The 22316-nt window shown below is 39.2% G+C and carries 15 protein-coding genes; 4 read left to right on the top strand and 11 right to left on the bottom strand.

Annotated features, from left to right (window positions below; genetic code table 11):
• Nucleotides 1-501: 501 nt before the first annotated feature.
• Together ACYQ28_RS15335 and ACYQ28_RS15330 are read right to left on the bottom strand one after the other, a co-directional pair.
• Nucleotides 502-3348 (bottom strand): FAD-binding and (Fe-S)-binding domain-containing protein, encoded by a 2847-nt coding sequence (locus tag ACYQ28_RS15335; RefSeq protein ID WP_460051532.1) that lies wholly within the window; start codon nucleotides 3346-3348, stop codon nucleotides 502-504.
• A 13-nt stretch (nucleotides 3349-3361) separates the two neighbouring features.
• Nucleotides 3362-5068 (bottom strand): L-lactate permease, encoded by a 1707-nt coding sequence (locus ACYQ28_RS15330; protein WP_460051531.1) that lies wholly within the window; start codon nucleotides 5066-5068, stop codon nucleotides 3362-3364.
• Nucleotides 5069-5252: 184 nt separating this feature from the next.
• On the opposite strand from ACYQ28_RS15330, the gene ACYQ28_RS15325 reads away from it, so the two are divergent.
• The gene (locus ACYQ28_RS15325; RefSeq protein WP_460051529.1) at nucleotides 5253-6176 is read left to right on the top strand and encodes a LysR family transcriptional regulator; all 924 of its coding nucleotides are present in this window, start codon (nucleotides 5253-5255) and stop codon (nucleotides 6174-6176) included.
• 370 nt (nucleotides 6177-6546) lie between these two features.
• On the opposite strand, the gene ACYQ28_RS15320 is transcribed toward ACYQ28_RS15325, so the two are convergent.
• Together ACYQ28_RS15320 and ACYQ28_RS15315 are read right to left on the bottom strand one after the other, a co-directional pair.
• The gene (locus ACYQ28_RS15320; RefSeq protein ID WP_460051528.1) at nucleotides 6547-7683 is read right to left on the bottom strand and encodes a DcaP family trimeric outer membrane transporter; all 1137 of its coding nucleotides are present in this window, start codon (nucleotides 7681-7683) and stop codon (nucleotides 6547-6549) included.
• 732 nt (nucleotides 7684-8415) lie between these two features.
• Entirely contained in the window at nucleotides 8416-10470 is a 2055-nt protein-coding gene (locus ACYQ28_RS15315) for a sulfatase-like hydrolase/transferase (protein WP_460051526.1), read from the bottom strand.
• Nucleotides 10471-11414: 944 nt separating this feature from the next.
• On the opposite strand from ACYQ28_RS15315, the gene ACYQ28_RS15310 reads away from it, so the two are divergent.
• Nucleotides 11415-11813, top strand: a complete 399-nt coding sequence (locus tag ACYQ28_RS15310; RefSeq protein WP_460051524.1) for a hypothetical protein — start codon at nucleotides 11415-11417, stop codon at nucleotides 11811-11813.
• Between the two features lie 165 nt (nucleotides 11814-11978).
• Here the strand turns inward: ACYQ28_RS15310 and rtcR are convergent, their stop codons facing one another.
• On the bottom strand, nucleotides 11979-13586 hold the full coding sequence (rtcR, locus tag ACYQ28_RS15305; RefSeq protein WP_460051522.1) for an RNA repair transcriptional activator RtcR: 1608 nt from the start codon (nucleotides 13584-13586) through the stop codon (nucleotides 11979-11981).
• 335 nt (nucleotides 13587-13921) lie between these two features.
• Between rtcR and ACYQ28_RS15300 the strand changes: the two genes are divergently transcribed.
• Together ACYQ28_RS15300 and rtcA are read left to right on the top strand one after the other, a co-directional pair.
• Complete coding sequence (locus ACYQ28_RS15300) at nucleotides 13922-15151, top strand: RtcB family protein (protein ID WP_460051521.1); 1230 nt, start codon at nucleotides 13922-13924, stop codon at nucleotides 15149-15151.
• 97 nt (nucleotides 15152-15248) lie between these two features.
• Nucleotides 15249-16286 (top strand): RNA 3'-terminal phosphate cyclase, encoded by a 1038-nt coding sequence (rtcA, locus tag ACYQ28_RS15295; RefSeq protein ID WP_460051519.1) that lies wholly within the window; start codon nucleotides 15249-15251, stop codon nucleotides 16284-16286.
• A gap of 225 nt (nucleotides 16287-16511) precedes the next feature.
• Here rtcA and ACYQ28_RS15290 read toward each other — a convergent pair whose 3' ends face one another.
• The 6 genes from ACYQ28_RS15290 to ACYQ28_RS15265 form a co-directional block, all read right to left on the bottom strand.
• The gene (locus ACYQ28_RS15290; protein WP_460051518.1) at nucleotides 16512-17096 is read right to left on the bottom strand and encodes a carboxymuconolactone decarboxylase family protein; all 585 of its coding nucleotides are present in this window, start codon (nucleotides 17094-17096) and stop codon (nucleotides 16512-16514) included.
• Nucleotides 17097-17382: 286 nt separating this feature from the next.
• On the bottom strand, nucleotides 17383-17877 hold the full coding sequence (locus ACYQ28_RS15285) for a GNAT family N-acetyltransferase (protein WP_460051517.1): 495 nt from the start codon (nucleotides 17875-17877) through the stop codon (nucleotides 17383-17385).
• 290 nt (nucleotides 17878-18167) lie between these two features.
• Nucleotides 18168-18845, bottom strand: a complete 678-nt coding sequence (locus ACYQ28_RS15280) for a glutathione S-transferase family protein (protein WP_460051515.1) — start codon at nucleotides 18843-18845, stop codon at nucleotides 18168-18170.
• A gap of 221 nt (nucleotides 18846-19066) precedes the next feature.
• Complete coding sequence (gene yghU, locus ACYQ28_RS15275; RefSeq protein WP_460051513.1) at nucleotides 19067-19921, bottom strand: glutathione-dependent disulfide-bond oxidoreductase; 855 nt, start codon at nucleotides 19919-19921, stop codon at nucleotides 19067-19069.
• Between the two features lie 909 nt (nucleotides 19922-20830).
• Complete coding sequence (locus ACYQ28_RS15270) at nucleotides 20831-21538, bottom strand: hypothetical protein (protein ID WP_460051511.1); 708 nt, start codon at nucleotides 21536-21538, stop codon at nucleotides 20831-20833.
• On the bottom strand, nucleotides 21522-22316 hold the full coding sequence (locus ACYQ28_RS15265) for an FTR1 family protein (protein ID WP_460051510.1): 795 nt from the start codon (nucleotides 22314-22316) through the stop codon (nucleotides 21522-21524). The genes ACYQ28_RS15270 and ACYQ28_RS15265 overlap by 17 nt, the downstream gene beginning before the upstream one ends.

The raw sequence follows: 22316 nt of genomic DNA, 5'->3' as shown, positions 1-22316 counted from the left end.
GAATTTTAAATACGCCAGAGATAATGCATAGGCTATTCCAATTTCTGTTAACCTATAAGTATCAACAACTTATAGGTATTTTTTAATTTTGAGGCATTATTTTTAATGAGATTTTGTAAATATTTTAAAAATAATTTCAAAACAATAACGAATGACATTCATTTTTCTAAAATGAATTGATTGTATTTATTTGGATGGTGATATTTTGCACATTTGAAGTGATACAGGCTTATAGATTTAAATACGGTTTACGACTTTACGTTTTAAGGAAACTCTGATTAACCTAGAGTTTCTCGCGACACAAAGATGTGTCGCCAATTTCAAGAACGGTAAGTGATTGAAATTTAACAAATCAGAAAACATGTCGGCTTTTACAATAAAAAAAGCCAGGCTAAAAAGCCTGGCAAAAGGGTTTGCAAAGAGACCATTCACAAGCCCAGAAGAGAGTTTTTAACAATTGGTTATTTGGTCTTAAATAACCTTTGTATAACCAATAAAGACTTAATTTGCATTTTCTTCGGTTTTTTCAGAGGTTACCGAATCTAACAAATACATCAGTGACTTGTAAGGAATACCGGCGTGATGCGATAGACCAATCTCACAAGTACGACTGTTACTGTAGCCTTGTGTGCAGTTTTCTGGCAGTTGCCGTTTTAATGGTTTTAATGCTTGTTGATTTAACTCTGGCACAAACATGCCCTTATCACCGGCAAAACCACAGCATTCAATATGTTCGGGTTCTATTACGTTATTTGAACACGCCTTAGCAATTTTGCGCAGATAATGTTCGCCACCCATCTTTCGGGTACTACAGGTAACGTGCAAGGCAACTGGGTCTGTTGTGGGTTCAAATTGTAGTTCGTCTAATAAAAACTCGGCGATAAATTCAAAGGTTTCGTAAATTTTTAATTTGCCAGCCAATTCTGCAATTTGAAAACGACAAGGACTGGTATCAAATACAATAGGTAATTCACCATCTTGGCTAACGATTTTAAGTTGCTTAATTAACTCATTGGCTTTTTGTTGTGCTAAATCGGGTAAACCTTTGCTGGAAAACGGCGTTCCGCAGCATAAATTGCTCAATTCATCGGGCACAATGAGTTTGTATCCAGCTTTGGCAAATACCGATTTGGCCACCTGAAATTGACTGCGTTGGTCTTTGTCGCTCGCTGCCGGGCCCATGGTTCGGCTGGCACAACTCGGAAAATACACCAGAGTTTTTTCTTCGTCATCGATACGATTCGATGCATAAATGGTCTCGGCTTTGGTTGGCCATTCTGGGTACCAAAGCGGTACTTTACCACTCACACCGTGTAATTTTTTACCAATGTTGTTTGTGGTATCGGCACCTAACAAGCGCGTTGCCGCACCCGAAACAGCAAGACCTACGCCGGTAATTTTGGCTACCGCCGAGAAGTTTTCTGCACTCCATTTAGCAATTAACCGCGAATTTTTACCCAGGTTTTGTGCTCGAATATCACGAATTAAATCGCCGGTATTAATGCCTACTGGGCAACGTTGTGCACAGAGTCCGGTAGCTGCACAGGTATCGACACCGTGGTATTGATAAGCGTGTTTTAATTCAGATAACTCTTGTTGCTCTTGCTCGCTTAACGATGGTTGAGTATTGAGCTTTTGAATTCTACGCCACAAACTAATACGTTGACGCGGTGTTAAGGTTAAGTCTCGCGACGGACAAACCGGTTCACAAAAACCACATTCAATGCATTTATCAACAATATCATTAGCGGCAGGTAGTTCTTTTAAATCGCTAATATGTGCCTGCGGATTTTTATTTAAAATAACGCCGGGGTTTAAAATTAATTCTGGATCAATAATGGTTTTTAGCTTTTGCATCACCAGATAGGCCTTAGCGCCCCACTCTAGCTCTACAAATGGCGCCATGTTGCGGCCTGTACCGTGTTCTGCTTTTAACGAACCTTTTAAATCAATGGCAACCAGTTGCGCTACGTCTTGCATAAATTGGTCGTAGCGTTCGATTTCTGCTTGCGTTTCAAACGATTGCGTAAATACAAAATGCAAATTACCCGCAAGCGCGTGACCAAATATAATGGCTTCGCTGTAACCGTATTTATCAAACAGTTTTTGCAGTTGTGCTAGGCCTTCGTCCATTTTATCAATGGGGAATGCAACGTCTTCAATAATAACCGTGGTGCCGGTTTTACGCACCGCCCCCACGGCGGGGAACGTAGCTTTACGAATGGCCCATAATTTATCGTTTTGAACCGTGTCTGTGCTAAAGGAAATGGTTTGTGTGGGTTTAAAACTGTCGATAACGCTATTTAAACGCTGAATATTGTCTTGCAATAAATTAGCATTGGCAGCGCGAGTTTCTATTAATAATGCCGTCGATGAATCGGGATTATCGCAAAAAGAATCTGGTAAGCCGGGCTTGCCTTTTACGGAATTTAACGCACGTTGGTCTAACAGTTCTACAGCATCAACGGGTAGACGGCTAAGTTCGGCAACTAATTTACAGGCATCTTGGGCGGTGGCGAATAAAAATAAACCACTGGCTTTATGTTCGTGTTCAACAACAGTTTTGTAAACCACGTCGGCCACAAAGCCGAGCGTGCCTTCTGAACCCACCATGAGGTGTTTTAAAATATCTAACGGATCATCAAAATCAACTAATGAATTTATGGCGTATCCGGTGGTATTTTTTAGGCGATATTTATGGCGAATTAAATCGGCTAATTCGGTGTCGGCTTTTACTTCGTCGCCAAGAGCTTTTAATTGCGACAAAAGCTCGGCGTGAGAAGTGGTAAATTCGGCAACACTTTGCGCGTCGCTGGTATCTACACGACTACCATCGGCCAAGATAATGGTCATGTCTTGCATGGTGTAGTAAGTATTTTGACTAACACCACAACACATGCCCGAAGCATTATTGGCAACAATACCGCCAATTTTGCAGGCGTTAATCGATGCTGGATCGGGGCCAATTTTACGCTTAAAAGTTTTTAAATAGCGATTAGCATCGGCACCCACTACACCTGGCTGCAATCGAATTCTTTCACCGTCATCCCGTATTTCGTGGCCGCGCCATTGATCGCTTAATACAATCAATACCGAATCGGTAACGGCCTGCCCCGATAAACTGGTGCCTGCCGCACGAAAGGTAACCGCCACACCGTAGTGATGACACAGGCGTAATACTTGCTGAACCTGTGTTTGAGTGTCGAGCTTTAATACCAGCTCGGGAATGAGCTGGTAAAAACTGGCATCGGTTGCAAGCGCGCGCCGACGCGTAATATCTTCAATGATTTGTTCGGATTTTAAGATTGTTTTTATTTCAGAATAAAATCCGCTATCCAACTGAGTCATGCCTGTGTTCCTGTTAGTTCGCCAACAGTGGGTCTGTAACCCCAAGAATATAGGTTGCAATTAAACCGAGTAAGCCCGCAAAAACTACGTAGTAAACAGTAGGAATGATGGTTTTACGCAGGGTTGCACCTTCTCGACCCACAAGGCCCACGGTTGCAGAAGCTGCAACAACGTTATGAATTGCGATCATATTTCCGGCGGCAGCACCCACCGCTTGGGTAGCGACTAATAATGCGGTTGAAATACCTAAGGTTTGCGCAGCTTCAAACTGGAACTGACTAAACATCATATTAGATACCGTATTCGAACCGGCAATAAAAGCACCCAAAGCACCAATGGTTGGGCTGATAAACGGGAATAGCTGGCCAAAAATATCGGCAAATAATTGCGCACTGGCCACTGGCATACTCGCCAAGTCACCCACGTTAACGCCGGAGTTAATCACAATTCTAACCATGGGTATGGTGAATAATAAAACGAATCCCGCACCTAATAATGTTTTGCTCGACTCTTTGGCAGCATAACCTAAAGATTTAAAAGAATTACTGCCGCGACAATGAAGGAATGCTGCCACCAACGCAGAAATTACCAATAAGCCACCGGGCAGATACAAAGGTGCAATACCCGCGTTAATACCGGCTTCACCTAGAATGCTTTTTGCAGTCCAAGAAATGCTGTTTGATAACGCTTTAATATCTGGGAATACACGAGTTGCCACCAATAAAAGCGCAACCAATAAATAAGGAACCCAAGCAATGACTGCATGCATTTTGGGATTGTAGCCGGTGTCTTCTTCTTTAATGGTTAGGGTACCAAACCACTCTTTTGGCCAAAGATTGGTCGCTTCAAAATCCCATGTATTTTTAGGAATTAAGAATCCATGTTTTGCCGCGGTAACCACAATCGCCATACTTACCATGCCGCCAATCAACGATGGGAATTCTGGTCCAAGTAATAAACCGGTGATCATATATGGAAGTGTAAAGGCTATTCCGGCAAACAACGCGAAAGGGATTATTTCTACAACATGCTTCCAACTTTTATCTTTGCCAAAAAAGCGCGTCAACATAAACACCATAAAAATCGGCATAAAGGTACCGATAATGGCATGAACTATGGCAACTTCGCTGGTGATTACCTGAAGAAACTGCGCCCAACTTGACCCTTGCGATTCAAGCGTAGCACCAATAGCAGCGCTGTCTAATCCATTGGTTACACCAATAACAATCGGTGTACCTACCGCGCCAAACGAAACCGGAGTACTTTGAATCATCATACCCATAAGCACGGCCGCTAATGCCGGAAAACCAATGGCCACCATTAAGGGTGCGGCAATGGCTGCGGGTGTACCAAAGCCAGAAGCACCTTCTATAAAGGTGCCAAAACACCAAGCAATAATAATGGCTTGTACTCGGCGATCGGGTGAAACGTGGGTGAAGCCATGGCGAATAACGCTAATAGCACCGGTACGTTGCAAGGTATTAAGTAAGAAAATAGCCCCAAAAATAATCCAAAGAACAGAAACAGTGACTATCACACCTTGTAATACCGAAGCCATTACCCGGGTTAAAGTCATCTGCCAAATAAATAATGCAATTGCTATGGTTGCCGCCAATGCCACCGGCATCGCTTTTTTGGCAGGCCACTGTAATCCTAAAAGTAATACGCCGCACAATGCGATGGGTGATAAGGCAACCAGCCCATAAATCCAGTCTGACATGGGTACATCTCCGTTTTTTTAATTTATTGTTTTATTGTGGTTATCTGGTTATGGTTTCCGTTACCGAAAGCTTTCACGTATATCAACGTAGAAGGCAAGGTTTAACGAGAAGCAGGACAGTACCAATCTGATCCCTGCTGATATATGATCAAATGGAAACAACATTTTTTCTTTTTTTTATATAATGACAAATCATAAGCACGGTGCCAAAGCCGATGACATATTGCTTTTTGCTTATGTTGTAGAGGCAGGATCATTTTCTCGGGTTGCTGAGCAGCTAGAACTGAGTAATTCAGTGGTTAGTAAGCGAATAGCCCGCCTAGAGCAGGCGCTTAATGCGCAACTGCTGTATCGCAGCACCCGCAAATTGAGTCTTACCGACGCGGGCATTGTGCTTTATCAAAAATCTCGGCTGGCTAAACTTGCCATTCAAGAAGCCGAAGATGCCGTAACCGGCTACGGTAACGAGATTCGCGGTAACATTAAAATCACCATGCCGGTGGTTTCTGCGCGTTTTGTCCTCAATAACGCCATTGCCAAGTTTTGCGCCATCTATCCAGAGATATCGGTAGAAATTACACCAGATAACCGCTGTTTTGATCTTATAAAAGAAGGCTTTGATCTCGCCATTCGTACGGCACACCTCGAAGACTCTAGCCTTATCGCGCGCAGACTTATCGATTCGCAATGGATTATTTGTGCAAGCCCGACCTACATAACGCGCAACGGCAAACCGGAGCAACCCGAAGATTTATCTGACCATAACTGTATGATTTATAAATACGAAGGTGCCGGACTCGATCACTGGGCGTTAAAGCGTGATAACGAAGATATTCAAGTGCATGTGCGCGGTAGCTTAAACGCCAACGACTTAGAAGCGCTAAGACAGGCTGCCTTAACGGGGCTTGGCATTGCGTATTTGCCACGTGTACTGGTGCACGAAGATTTACTGGCGGGAAGATTAGTCTCGATAATGGCCGAACACGTTGGTAAACGTTTGGGTATTTACGCGGTTTACCCAAGAACTCGCCTGCCAGACCTTAGAATTAAACTGCTGGTAGAGCACTTACGGCAAGCTTATTTAGACAAGAAAGAATATTTTTATTAAGAAAGATTTGGAAAATTAGCAAGGATACTGCTCAACGGAACGTGCTCAGGTAAAAATCAGCTGCAAAGCGTTTTTTTTACCAAAAATACCTTCAAGACTAAACAGCAATACTGAGCTTTAACCGATTTTTAGAAGAACTTTTAGAGAGCCTTTAAAGAGTTTTTAGAAGACGGTAGAAGTAACAGAATACAGGCAGGAAAATAATTTAAAAGAATGTTTTATTAAATCAAATATAACCATCAGTTGAAGTAGTCTTAAATGGCTACTATTTAAAAATAGCAACACCTACTCTTAATGAATCTCTGGTTAATCTAAAACACGTCCCTGTGTTTAAGAAACCCGAGCAAAACCGAGTTTTTAACAAGATTTCTTAGAAATCAAACTTAGCAGAAAACTGTAAGTAATCCGAATCGATTCCGTCGATACCTTCATCATCAATAGAATAATTACCCAATTCCGCACCAACACTTAATTTAGGCGTTAAATTAGTAATGTAGTTTACCGCCCAGTGCGCGCGCTCACGACCTAACACATCGGTTTCAGCTTGGCCGTAATAAACGGTTGAACGTGCAATATCGGTCCAAAAATGACGATAAGCAACCGCAAACGCATCGGTAGATTCAACTTCGTTGCGACCAGTATCGGGATCAACAACAACATCCGGCGTTAAACCCGCACCAACATAACGACCTGGATCACCCGTGGTAATTTGGAAACGGAAATCGTCTTTACCAAAGGTTTTAATTTTACCGGCAACGTTTAAGGCAACCGCAAAATCATCTAAACCACCCTGATCAACCTGACGCAACAACGTACTGGCCGAGAAAGTACCCCAAGAATTGTTGTAATTATAACGCGCTACAACATCTGGATTCGCTTCATCTGGATCAGCTTCATCGCCGCTTAAACCAACTGCACTGGCCGGAGTACCAACATCACCGTCGCCATTGGTCTCTGGGTTTTCAATGGCAAACTGCCAAGGGCCTGTGGTATAGCGAACTTGCACCTGACGAACAAACGCTTCACCCACATGCGGACCACCAAAATCTAAAGATTCTGGTAATGCTTGTAAAGGCATAAACGTAGTCCAAGTTTGACCCGCTAACCAATTTTTGTACGTTAAATAAAAATGTCGCAAACGAGGATTTGAAGAGTTGCTCACAACTTCGTTACCGCCGCCACCGTATAAATCGAATTCTACGAATGCAGAGACATCTGGATGTTCTACTTTAAAATTAATGCGTGATTCACGAACGTTAAAACCCGTACGCGAAGTTTCACGAGGTGCACCACCCGGAAAATTGGCAACCCAATAATCTTGATAAGCAATATCACCGTTAACGTGGCGAACATCTACTTTGGTATAGCCACCAAAACTTACTTTTGCAGTACCCGCAGAGGTTTCTACACTCACCAACTCAACAGCAGCTTGGGCAGAATTTAGAACGGCTGAACAACTAAAAAGAATGGCCGGAAGACAAAGCCAAGTACGATTGGAAAAAGACATATCATTCCCTCTGTTTGTTTTTATTGTTTGATTACTGAGAATCCAGAAGGAATATAGAAATAAAGAATAAGTCGATAAACAAAGTTTAATACGAGAACTTTTTCCAAAAATTAGCAAATGGAAAAATTGGCGAAAAAATAAGAAATATTTAAGAGGTGTAGACTAAAGTATAACAGGCAACATTTTTCAATTTAAATACAGAATTAGTCATAATTTTAGAAAAGAACGCAAATTACAATAACGTTCATTCTAGCGCATGTTATTTAACTAGCGTTCTATCAAAAACAACCACGTCACTTAGAGCAAACATGTTTAAAAAGTTCATAAACATAAATACAAATTTTTGTTAGACAATAGAAACTCTAAGAACCACTCATTAACTCTTCCATGATTTAATGAGTGAATAAAAATCAGCGGACAAAATCAAAAAGATACTTACTGAGTTCTTCACAATTACAGTCACCTACCGTTCTTGTAATTGATGACACATCCATGTGTCGCTATAAATTCAAAATTAATCAGAAAATTCAAAGTTATTCAGAATTTCTTACATTTAAACAATAGGAACCTCTGATTAACTCATCCATGATTTAATCAGAGGGCAGAAATTGAAAATGCGATTTCCAATTTCTTCACAATTTCAATCACTTACCGTTCTTGAAATTGGCGACACATCCTTGTGTCGCGAGAAACTCTAGGTTAATCAGAGTTTCCAATAAATTAACCGCCAAATTACGGTAATTTCTCTGTTACGTAAGCTTGTCCTAATTGATTCACTTCTAACGTTTTTAACTGCGCTAACAAACTAATGGCTTTATCGATTATTTCTGCATCAGAATAATTAGCGTTTGCCACCGGCGTTGGAAATACTGCGTTGTACTGCAATAAATTGGTGATTTCGTTGGGATCAGAGTTCAAATCGTATAATTCATACTGAGCCGGTAAATTAATGTCTACACTGTCAAAATAACGTACTAGCTTCCACCCGGTTTCTTCAATAATTGCATGAACATTGTTCGGGTGAGCTACCGGGCCTTCGGTTAACTTTGTCAGTTCACTCGAATTACCGGATGTTTTTGCATCAGTAATTAATTTATGAACCAAGGCATTGAATACACGAAAATTAGTTAGTTCGTGTGAGTCATCCTCAAAAGTTGAAGCCTGAGACCGGCCGGGCGGCGGTAAAGGTTCAGTAATTGTATCGTGGGTTATAAATAAAACACTTTTACGAGCATTATTAACAGATTTTTTATGATTTTGTATTAAATCACTGAGATTTTCACCAACAGGCATCGGAGCAACTTCGTACCCTTCTGCCAGGAGTTTATTTTGCAAATTGGGCATATCCTCTGTGGTAATGCCGGCTAAACCTAAAATTGTCGGTAAAATATCTATGTGGCTGGTAATCTTATCGATTTGTTGCAAACCATTGGGAACCGAATGCATTGATGTTGGATATTTAACAACAACCGGTACATGAATTACCTCTTCATAAGCCGAATGCCATTTTTCCATTAAAGTACCATGTGAAGCACCGTATTCGCCATGATCGGGACAAAATATAATAATGGTATTTTCGGCCTGTCCAGAATCTTCAAGTGCTTTCAAGGTTGCACTGATATGCTCATCGACCTCACTGATTAAATAACCGTAATACTGCATAAATGCACGGCTTGCTAACTCGGGATCTTGCGTAAGAGAAAATGGCAAACCAACATCGTTCGTATTTAAACTGTAGGCTACAGCAGCAGGCAGTTGTTCTTTACGAGTAATTTTACCGTTATCTAGTGCCTGTTGCGAAACCATGCGCCCGCTTTTGGCAACCAAAGATAAACCCATTTTATATTTGTATTCGAACTGACAAAAAGGCTTATTATTGTTTATTAAGTCTTCATTCCAGTTTGGAGCTACCTCAGCGTTATTCTGCGGAAAAGATTTTTTATTTAAAGTAATTGCAGTGGTTCCACCAAGCGGAATATTTGCCTTAGTACCCGCCTTAGGCACTGCTAAAGTATAAGATGCATCCGCTAATGATTGGTCACACACGTATCCGGGCAATCCGGGATAAGATGCAATGTCATGTGGATTAGTAAAAGAAGCAGCCGCAAACCATGGCGTAGGAGTATCGCTGGGCGATGGCGGATTTACGTTTGGCTTACCTTCAGCTTCTGCAACATTTGCCCTCGCATTTGCAATGCTGTAAGGAATACCCAAACCTTGACGTTTTAAAAACGCACACACATTATCTGCAAATTGATAATCACGATAATGTCCCAGATTATTCGGTAAAGCGCCGTGAGGATCAGGATAACTCAACTCCCAATCACTAAAACCGTAATCAACTAAGCTGCTGGTTTCCTCTCCCGAAATGTGCCATTTACCAAAATAATGTGAAGTATAACCGGCGGATTTCATGTACGAACCAATGGTTGGAAAACTTTTTTTAGGCAACCAAGGAAAGTTCTCATCGGCACCATCTTTAAATAAACCATCGGTCTGTAGCACGCCGGTTTTGGTACCATACTGCCCAGTAAATAACGCAGCCCGACTGGGAACACAAGCACTAGATGCAATGCGATGGTTTCTTAATACAACAGAATTCTCCCGCAATTGCCAAAGGCCAGGAAAATACTGTTTATATTCGTTAGCATCATTGTTGTTGCCCTGAAAACCAATGATCTTTTTCATAGGTTCAACAAAGCCGTGATTATCGCCAAATGCAAATCGTGGAAATCGCATTTGATCTACCATAATCATAAGAATATTGGGACGTTTAGAGGAAGTCATAGATCGGAATCCTTTTAAAAGACGGTCATGAAATAATTATTTTTTGTGTCTTATAAATTCAACATTAAGTACGGCATGTAAGAATAATGATTAACCGAGAAATTTCTATCAAAGAAGCTCTTATTTAACAGACTCTCATTAAAAAAGACTCTCACTAAAGCACTAAAGAAACTACTACTAAACAAGACCTCATTAAGTAGAAGACGCCAATTAGCACATGTTCGTTTTTTAAAGAAAATCGGTAAAAATACAATTTTTATTTTTATACAATTTAAATTATTTATAGATATGAGAATTAGTAACGCTTCTATCTGCCATAAAACGTTTTAGGTTAATCAAGGTTTTTTTATTTTGAGCATTGAAACAATCTTTTACGGAAATCATCACGATCACTCATGCTCAATAAATTTAGGTGAAAACAGCTTCTGCAACACCCAGAAAAACATACAAAATAAAAGCAACATTTAAATTGATTAAATCAAACCAAACAATAACTGTCCCAACTTATCAATCCGTAACTTAACATCTCAAACATAAGCAATGAACAAACATTAAAAATCATTTCACAAACAAAAATCAACGACTTTATTAAATTATTAACGACCAATACCCAATTGAGATATCGCAAATTTAAATATCAAAAAATAAATATTTAAAATCATAAATATTCATATCAATCTATTACATTCAATTACACACTAATGACAGACATATAACAGATTACCAATTTAATAGCAGAAAAATTATATCAGCAGAAACTGTAATATCATTTAATAATCCTAAAATTAAATACATATTAAAAAAGTCGCATGACTTTCTATTGTGGCGCCCATTTATATTATCGACTTAGAAAATTTAGTTTAAAGTGTTTTCGGCTTCTAGCAAGCTATAAAACCCCTGTAGAAATTCAGAAAGAAAAAACCCTTTAAATAACTGGAAAAATTATGAAGATCACCAAATATATTTTAGGACTTATTTTTATCACAAGTTTCTCGAACTTATCCCTTGCAGATGTGGTAACCATAGTGGAGTTCGAAAATATAAAAAATAGAGACCAACAATTGATAAACGGAACTAATGTTTCTGGTTCAATATATCCTGCCATTCCATCAGTACTCATATCTAATGATCCTCCGTCAATACATGAATCAAGAACACCAGGAGATTTAGTAGACTCAGGAATTATTACATTTCAATCCTGCAGATTTAATTGGTCAACAATAAGAATGGGTGGTATTTATACATTTTCACGCGGAGCCGAACCATCATCAAGTTGCAGCCTTTTAGTAATTACACAAAATCCTTTTACCGGAGAACATCGATTAAGATTTCAAATAAATTAACTTTTCAAATTGCAAAAAATTTATAAAGTATTTAGGCATCCTTGAAGACTTTTATTCCATTAAAAAGTCTGCCGAAAAAAACAATCTAACCAGTTTTTAAGTTAATATTTAAGATAAAACCTTCGATTACATTATGGATGACTAAATTGAAGGTTTTATAATTTTTCACTTATTTTTTATTTGTGCAAACGTTAAATCATACTTTGCTAGCAACTGCTTAACGCGGTGCGAATCGTTACTCGATGCCTTGGTCTCTCTGCTTTTATTAAACAGTATCCTGCCTGCTTCGGCCATATTGCTGCTGCTTCGGCAGACGTCTACAACAATACACAATTTGGCTTGTTCAAAATAATCCAGCTCTTCAAAGGCAGAATCACCTATAAGTTGTTTAAGATCCTCTAGTTGTGTTTTTTGGTGATTAACCGTATTTGAGTTAGGCTGCCATTTCTTCTGTAGACGAGCAATTTCTTCGGTTACGACCTGTTCGTTAATACGCCCGCCGCTGCTTAAGGTAGCCATGCGAATAATACTGGCGTTAAGGTCACGAAAGTTACCTCGCCAGCTAGCTTGTGGTGATCGTGCAAATTGCAGGTATTTTGATCGAGCGTTAGTATTAAAAGATACTAAACTGTTTTCTTTAGACGAATAGCGCTCTAGTTCGTAATCAATATTAGGTTCTAAGTCTTCTAGTCGCTCTTTTAAAGACGGCAAGTAATAGGTCCATAAATCGATTCGTGCGAGTAAATCTTCTCTAAATTCGCCACTTTCAACATGTAACGTTAAATCTTTATTGGTGCCGGCAATAATTTGAAAATTACTCGTTATTGGTTTATCGGAGCCTAACGGCATGTAGGATTTGGTCTCAATGGCATGTAACAACATCGCTTGCTCGTCTAATCCTAACTCGCCTATTTCGTCCAAAAACAGTAAACCTCCATCGGCTTGTTTTAATAATCCAAGCCTGTCGGTTGTTGCACCGGTATAAGAACCCTTTTTATGACCAAACAACGTTGACATAGCATTATCGCCACGCAGTGTTGCGCAGTTTACTTCTACTAATTCACCGGTAAGGCCGCCGCGTTGTTTACGCAGTTCGTAAACTCGTTTTGCCAGTTGAGATTTACCCGCGCCGGTGGGGCCCATAATTAAAATCGGTTCTTTTGATTTGATAGACACCTTTTCTAATTGCGCAATGGTGGCGTTAAGTTGTTTGTTGCGTGTTTCTATTCCACCTTTTAAATAGTCAGTACCTTCTTGGTGTTCTTTTTTAAATCGTGAGGCAATTTGATCGTATTTAGAAAGATCTAAATCGATAATTTGGTATTTACCTTCTGCTGACCTATCACGCGGAGGCGGCGATGTTTGCAGCAGTTTACCGGGTAAATAATGCGCCTCGTTTAACAGATACAAGCAAATTTGCGCGACGTGAGTGCCGGTGGTGATATGAACAAAATAGTTTTCTCTTTGCGGTTTAAATGTGTAAGAACGTGCGAAATCTAAGAGTGAGCCGTAAACGCTTTCAAAATCCCACGGATTACTAAAATCAATAAAATGAAAATTAACCTTCGTAGAAGGTGACACCACAGCAATGTCTTTCGCAATAAGCTCGGCCAGTCGTGTTGAATTTTTATCCAGCAACAACTCAAAACGATCGATCAATACATCTTCTTGCTGGCAAATAGACACCGTTGGTCGCCAAAGCTCCCAGCGTTTTTTGCCCTGCCCTCGGTTATCCAGAACCGTACCTAAAATACCAATAACAACCGTTTTCATAACCAACTCTTTAACAACTCAACACGAAAAACCGGTAAACCCACGGATATATAATAATATCTTTTTAGATATACGAATAATATATATGATAGGTTTATCACTGCGATGATTAGTAGCGAGAAAATCTTCAGAATCCTTCCAAACAATATATTCTCTATATATTTCAATAACTTACTAATAAAAAACCAAATATATATCACTCAAATTCACTATCTGGCACAGCTATCGCTCTAATAAAAATAAGATCGATGGTAAAAAGTAACGTTTATTATCGGGTCGTATAACAACAGTATTGTGCCAAGCACAAAAACTCCCTGTATATAAATGGAATGATTATGAGCACTAGAAACTACGACATCATGGAAGCTGGTGGAGTACCAATTAAAACCTGGACACGCGGCGTGGCTTTCGAAGAAGAAGCTAAACAACAGTTGGCCAATATCTCTAGAATGCCGTTTGTACATAAATGGGTGGCCGCAATGCCCGATGTACACCTTGGTAAAGGCGCGACCATTGGTAGCGTGGTACCAACGGTAGGCGCGGTAATTCCAGCGGCGGTAGGTGTTGATATCGGTTGTGGCATGATGGCCGTTAAAACCAACATGACCGCCAAACAATTACCCGACAACCTATTTGAAATGCGCTGTGCCATTGAAAAAGCCGTACCCCATGGCAGAAGTTCTGGCCGAGGCAGAAACACTCGCGACGTTGGTGCCTGGCATAATTTACCGGAAGATGTAATTCAAGCTTGGCTGCCTATATCGCAACAATTTGATGTTTTAAAAGAAAAACACCGCATTTTAAAAAATACCAACAATGTAAACCATCTAGGAACACTGGGTACGGGAAACCATTTTATTGAAATGTGTTTAGATGAACACCAAAGCGTATGGTTTATGTTGCATAGCGGCTCGCGCGGTGTAGGTAATCGAATTGGTACGCATTTTATTGAAGTTGCGAAAAAAGAAATGGAACGCTGGATGATTCAATTACCCGATCGTGATCTTGCGTATTTACCCGAGGGCTCTGAACATTTTGACCATTATATTGAAGCGGTTGAATGGGCACAAAATTTTGCAAAAATTAATCGCCAGGTGATGATGCAGCGCGTCATTAATGCTGCGAGATCGGTATTAAACTTTAACTTTGAAGCCAATATAGAAGCCGTAAATTGTCACCACAACTATGTATCACGTGAAAACCACTACGACAAAAACGTTTTAGTTACTCGTAAGGGTGCGGTACGTGCACGTAAAGGTGAGATGGGAATTATTCCCGGCAGCATGGGTGCAAAATCGTTTATTGTGCGCGGCCTAGGTAACGAAGAAAGCTTTTGCAGCTGTAGCCACGGTGCCGGTCGAGTTATGTCCCGTACGCAAGCGAAAAAAGTCGTCAGTTTAGAAGAGCATAAAAAGGCCACTGAAAATGTAGAGTGCCGTAAAGATGCCAGCGTAATTGATGAAACACCTTCTGCCTATAAACCTATCGAAAAAGTCATGGAAGCGCAAAAAGATTTGGTAGAAATTGTTTATACCCTTAAGCAAGTGGTTTGCGTAAAAGGTTAAGGTAATTTTAATTGAACAGGTTTTTTATTAACACAAGGAAGTGTTCTTCTAATTAACGCTAAAAAATTTAAAGCAACAAAAAAATTCGAATATAACTATGGACAAAATACTATTAATTGATGGATCACTCGGTGAAGGTGGCGGCCAAATTTTACGAACCTCATTAACGCTTGCCATGTGTTTAAAAATTCCGATTACCATCAATAATATTCGAGCTGGCAGACCAAAACCGGGTTTAATGCGCCAGCACCTCGCGTGTATAAATGCGGCAAAAGAAGTCTGTTCGGCAAAGGTTGTAAACGCAGAACTAGGCTCACAATCAGTTACGTTTATACCAGGTGATATAACAGCCGGTAAATTCCACTTTTCGGTTGGTAGTGCTGGCAGTACAACACTTATTTTTCAAACAATATTTTTAGCATTAACGCAAACTAACGAAATAAGTGACGTAACATTCGAAGGTGGCACACACAATCCATTTGCCCCAAGCTACGATTACTTAATTGAATGTTTTAAACCCATGGTTGAAAAACTGGGTTATAAATTTGACGCACACTTAGAAAACGCTGGTTATTACCCTGCAGGAGGTGGATTATGGCACTGTAGAATCTACCCTAAAGAATCCGCAAAAGTATTGAGCTTAATAACGAGAGAACAAATTAAAAAAATACATGCAACGGTTAACATTTCAAACCTAAAGCACAATATTTTTGAACGCGAAAAAAATGTGCTTAAAGAACAGCTGGACCTTCGCGACAATCAAATTACAGAAAAACACCTTAACTCAATCAGCTCCGGCAATGCCGTAGGTGTTACCATTGAAAGTGGCAATGTTATTGAGTATGTAGAATCACTGGGCGCAAAAGGCTTAGCCGCTGAAAAGGTCGCACGAGATGTGGCTGGCAAAACCCGTGAATACATCAAAAACAACACCCCGGTGGGCGAATATCTTTCTGATCAACTTATTCTACCGATGCTTTTAGGTAATGGCGGAGAATTTTTTACTAGCAATATCAGTTCTCACTTAAAAACTAATATAGATACCGCAAACAAAAGACTAAAAGAAAATAAAATCTATTCGAAAACATTAAGAATCGAACAAACCAACGCTAAATATAAAATTATCTGCGAATAGTAAATTTTGAGTTAAAATAAACCTACTTTAAGAAAGGTATGTTTTGATTAGCCTAGAGTTTCTCACTGCACAAGGATAACTTGTCAAATTCAAGAACAACAAGTGTTTGAGATAGTGAAGAATTTGGGAGTCGCATTTTCAAAATCAGCCCTCTGATTAAACATGGATAAGTTAATCAGAGGTTCCACTGTATTAACTCGCTAATTTATCGATTTAAATTAGCGATCAATCTTCACCCTCATCAATACGAATATCAGCATAAGGCTTTTTCCACAAATTGTGTTGAGCTTCTTTATCGAGCGGCGTACCAGCAATAGAGTTGGTGTAATTACTGATTAATTTAATCGCCAATGCTAGCACCACTTCTAATGCTTGTTGATCAGAATAACCCGCGTCAAAAAATTCTTGTAACTGCATTTTAGAAACCTTACCGCGCGTTAAAATCATACGGCTGGTAAATTCACTCAAGGCGTTGTGTTTAGGGTTAGACAGTCTACCACCGCCGCGCAAGGCATTAACATCGTCTTTACTAAGACCACTGCTATCGGCCAAAATTGTGTGCCATGGCATACAGTAATGGCAATCATTTTCAAAGTTAGCCGTCATATAAATGACTTGTTTTTCTTGCGCATCAAACGAAGAGGTTTCGAACTCATCCCACATAAACGTGTAGCCCGCTAATAATTGCGGGCTAAGCGCCATAACTTTTTCTACATTAGGAATAAGACCAAAATTTTGCTCAGCCTTTTCTAACCAAGCTACAGAGCCTTCGGGGGCGTTTTCTTTTTCAAATAACGGAAAATGTGACATAATTCTCTTATTAAACCTGCTCTTATAACCATATTTAGTTTGATATTTACCCAACATGACTTTTTAAAATAAAAGCCATAATTATGAGCAAAAACCGTTGTATGGCTGTAAAAGTTACACCACAAAAAGTAACCTGTCAAAATATTTTATAATGGTTATCATGAGTTGATAAACTGTCTTTCGGTTGACCTTAGCCTATATAAAAACCCCTGAATAACTCACCCATGATTTAATCAGAGTTTATCCTATAGTTACTCCGGTTTATTGCAATAAACCGCAACAAATCTTATGTGTTAACCGTAAATCGGAAAAAATGCATTTCTGTTTCAAAGTCAAGCTTATAAGAATGGTTGAACTGCCCATTAGTTATTGCATTAATGGAATTTTGCCAAAATTCAAGTGCCCTTTTATTTTCTTTAAGCACTCTTATTAGCCACTTCCCGGGATATAATTGAACACACAAATTAAATGCACTACGACCAATCCCTTGCCTAGAATAACGTTTTAACACAAAAAATTGATCGATATCGTATCTTTCGTTATCTTCGGGAAATTTTCGAATAAACACAAATCCTGCGATTTCATTATTCACCTCAATAAAATAAGGGATATGATCAGATTCACTCCAATAGGGTTCGATTAAATGTTTATGTTTAAAGTAACGACCGTTTGTGGGTAGATTACTGTTTAACATAGCCGAAAATTCGTAGATATAACAATTAAATAAAGAGATGATAATGTCTTCTTTATCTTTCGTTATCCTTTTAAGTTTTACTTTCATAACCTTTACTTTAATTACAACAGAATTAAGGAGCTTCTGATTAACTCTAAGTATCGTAATTAATTCTAGGAAACTCTGATTAACTTAGAGTTTCTAGCGACACAAGGATGTGTCGCCAATTTCAAGAACGGTAAGTGATTGAAATTGTGAAGAAAAAGGAATCAATCAGAATGGTCTACTAGGAAAATTGAAAATAAAATTCATTTATAAAAAAAGCGAGCAACTTACGTTTACTCGCTTTTTATCTAACTTTCGACAGGAACCTTGATTAACTCAGAGCTTCCTAAACTTTATTTAGCGTAGTTTTGTGGGAACATCGCACGCAGAGCTTCTTCGTCACGTTCTTTTTTGAATTGAATGTCACTGCCTACTTTGCGAGCTTTTTCAACGGCAGGTCGAGCATCAATGCGTGCAAACCAAGTTTTTAGATTTGGATAGTCGTCTAATGCGTTTTCACCCAAAACAAAACCTACACGGTCTAACCAACCCCATGCAGAAATGTCTGCGATGGTATAGGAATCGCCCACTATGTACTCTTTTCCGGCTAATTTAGCGTCGAGCACACCATATAAACGCTGAATCTCTCGACGATAGCGATTAATTGCGTATTCTATTTTTTCGGGCGCAAAATGTTGAAAATGAACAGCCTGACCGGAGAACGGCCCAATACCGGTGCCAATGAACATCATCCAAGATAGTAACTCGCCTCTATTGGCATCGGCGCCGAGCAATTCTTTTCCGTATTTTTCAGCGATGTAAATTAAAATCGCGTTGGAATCAAAAACAATCGTGCCTTCATCATCAATTGCAGGAACTTTTGCATTTGGGTTAATTGCGGTAAAAGCAGGTAAATGTTGTTCACCTTTCATGGTGTCTACGGGGACAACTTCAAAGTCTAAACCCAGCTCTTCAAAAATAAGGGCAACTTTCATTGGGTTTGGTGTAGGGTGGAAATAAAATTTGATCATGTTTCAGTCCTAACAATATTTTTTTATTTAACTAACGTAAATTTATAAAAATCCTGATTTATTCAGAATTCTAAGCAATACAAGAAGCCGTTGCTGACTTAAAGAATGCCAAGCAATTTATGTAGAGAAAATATTAAACGTCGTGTTTTAATATTTTATTCTCTGATTAATTCATACATGAATTAATCAGAGGCTCCTTAAGGCTTAGTTGGTAATAAGTCTTAGTCGGTAATATTGAGACCATCAAAATCACTGGCACTGTGACGTTCTCTTAATTGTTCGTTTTCAGGCCCCCAAGTACGGTTAACAATACGGCCCTTTCTAACACCGGGTCTTTTATAAATTTCGTTTGCCCAGCGCACAACATTTTCATATTCGTGTACTTGCAAAAATTCCTTAGCGTCGTACAAGGCTCCTCTAACCAATAAACCGTACCAACACCAAGTTGCAATATCGGCAATAGTGTATTCACTGCCTGATAAATATTGTCGCTCTCCCAATATTTTATTTAATAAATCGAGTTGACGTTTGGTTTCCATGGTATAGCGGTCAATTGCATACTCGATTTTTATTGGAGCATAATGATAAAAATGACCGAACCCGCCACCAAGATAAGGTGCAGAACCTTGCAACCAGAACAGCCAGTTCATCATCTCCACTTTTTCAGCGGGGTTTTCTGGAATGAATTTGCCAAATTTTTCTGCGAGATATAATAAGATAGCGCCAGACTCGAATACGCGTACCGGTTGTTCACCCGAATAATCCAATAAAGCAGGAATTTTTGAGTTTGGATTAACACCTACAAAACCTGAGGAGAATTGATCACCCTCACCAATATCGATTAAAAAGGCATCGTATTCAGCTTCCTTAACACCCGCCTCTAGCAACTCTTCAAACATAATGGTGGCTTTTTGCCCGTTAGGAGTTCCTAGAGAATAGAGTTGAAATGCATGTTCGCCGCGAGGTAATTCTTTTTCATGGGTGGCTCCAGAAATTGGGCGATTTACCTTGTCCCATTTACCTCGGCCATCGCTGTTTAGAGTCCAGATTTTTGGTGGTTGATATTCATCAGCCATGTTTTTTCTCCAATTAATTTTTAGCTATTCTAATTATTGAAAAACTTAAGAATTAGCATGTTTAAAGTTTTGTTGAGACTAACTGCGCAGCAATTAAGTTCTATACCTAAATACCGCTAAAATAACCTAATTGTATTTTTCATTGGCTATAAAAATAGAATCTCGCCGATGGATTTTGGGAACCGTATTTGTAATTACCAACGAGCCTTTCTTTCTCAGGGACAATACAAACGGAGTGAATCTGATCATCGCTTGATTATCGATTTTCTTGAATCTAACTAATTTCAAGCTACCAATTACCAAAAACGTATTTAAATTAATCAACACAGTAAACAATATGAAACTCTGATTAACCTACAATTTCCAGCAACACAGAACATGTCATCACGGTTTGTCTTTTGATTAAATCATGGCGAAGTTAATCAGAGATACCAATTGCTTAACTACTGAACGAAACTGAAAAAACACCATAGAATGTGCTGGAATTTTCCATTTAAGTCTAACGATCTTGGCTGTGAGCTTAGATAGAAATTAATAAAACTAATGAAGGATATTAACGCGAGGTAATTATTTTAGATAGGATCAAGTTTTAAAGATGGGCATCGAAATTTTTGAACAAGCCTTTCATTTAAACTGTTCGACTGAGTCATGTGCAGCGGGAAGATAACATCAAGATCAATGCATTTAGATGCAATTAATCCATAATCAATTTATTTATGGTTAGAACGGTTTTATAAGGCTGGAGCGAAATGTTATCCATTTAATAGCATTTAAAATTATACCGTTGGTTTAATTTTAAATTCAATCCAAAAAGCGCTCGTGCAAAACCTTCAACATCTATATTTAAAATATAGCTCATCGACAAAGCCGATTACGTTAAATTTCACCTCATTATTAACCGAATAACATTTAAAACTCAAAATCAAAATTAATTTTGTAGGTTTGATTGGCGGTTTCATCATCCAATGGAAATAAAATTCCGGTTTCCCAAGTCAGTCGTTTCCTTCCACCTAATTTAACGACTCCCGAAAATACCGGACCAAACGCAGAGGTAGTTTCACTCTGATAAAGTTCTAGGCCTGGTTCAAAGCTTTGACTCAGTCTGTAGCGAGACTGTCCGGCAAAGGCCGTTTCGAATTCATCGTTAATATCTCCGCCCCATTCAATAATTGCCGATAAATTCCCAGTAAAAATAAAGCGGTTGTATTCTTTTAAACCAATTAAGGTAACCGCAGCTTCAAGAACATCTTGACCAAGTTCATCTTCAAATTCAAACAACAAACCCCAATCGCTACTGTACTCGCCCTGCTCTGTTAATTGCCATTTAAGCTCAATTTCGTAGGAATCTTCTTCAATCGCTTCGCCTTGTTCTTTTTCTCCGACCACATAGAATTCAAGAAACAAACGCTCAGACAAAGATTGACCATACCCAAATCGTGTTTTCCAGACATCGTTACCCGCGAACGGATCGTGTTCGAGCACGTTGCGAAATTCAATTTCGCGCTCCAACGGCTGAACATAAGGGTCGTAAACTCTATCGACTGAGGTAGTACCGGCAAATGCGGCACTTGACGACAGTAAAAGTAATAAGCTTGAGAATTTAATGGGCTGCGACATATGTATTTCTTACAGACTTTTTAAATAGCGAGAGAGCAAATGTTATAAGCATTAACGATAACGCAATACCGTAGGCAATAATTTCTAACCATGTTGGCGTAGATTCGTAACCGAATAATGCATAAGCAATTTGACCTAAAATAGATGATTCCGGCAAGATAAAACTGGAATCCCAAGCCGTACCGATATCAGGTAGCCAATCAGCCTGAATCAATAACTGAACGGCCTGTAAGCTCATACCAGAAGCAATTAAAGTAATAAAAAATATTTGTATTAATTTGAGCACTTTATATTCTGCGGCCATTATTAGACTGTAATACAACAATGCTCCCGCACTAAAACCAATTGCCATACCAATAAATCCACTGGTAGCGGCGTATACAAAATTTTGATCCGTAATGATAAACCCTGAATAAAATACAAACAGTTCACCACCTTCGCGAGAAATAGCAAACGCTACGGTTATCGCCATAACAATAATCAGCAATCGTTTAAAGCTGACCGAAAAGCTTAGCATGACGCACAAACAAAACAGTAAACCAGTAATCAAAAACATGGCAAAAGCGTTGTAAACTTCTTGCCCCATGTACTCGAAGCTTTCAGATAGCGCACTAAGATTTAGTGCGTAAATTACCGCAAAACAAATACCCGATAAAAAACCAACGGCAAGCCAACGATTAGAAACATCATAAATACGGCTGATGGATAACAGAACACTTATTAGTAGGCTTGCCTCTAATGTTTCACGCAACACCAATACAATTACAGGCAACAACAT

It is taken from the genome of Sessilibacter sp. MAH1 (genome assembly GCF_054658315.1).
The sequence above is the reverse complement of the archived record's forward strand: the minus strand, read 5'-3'. Positions and strand labels throughout refer to the sequence as shown.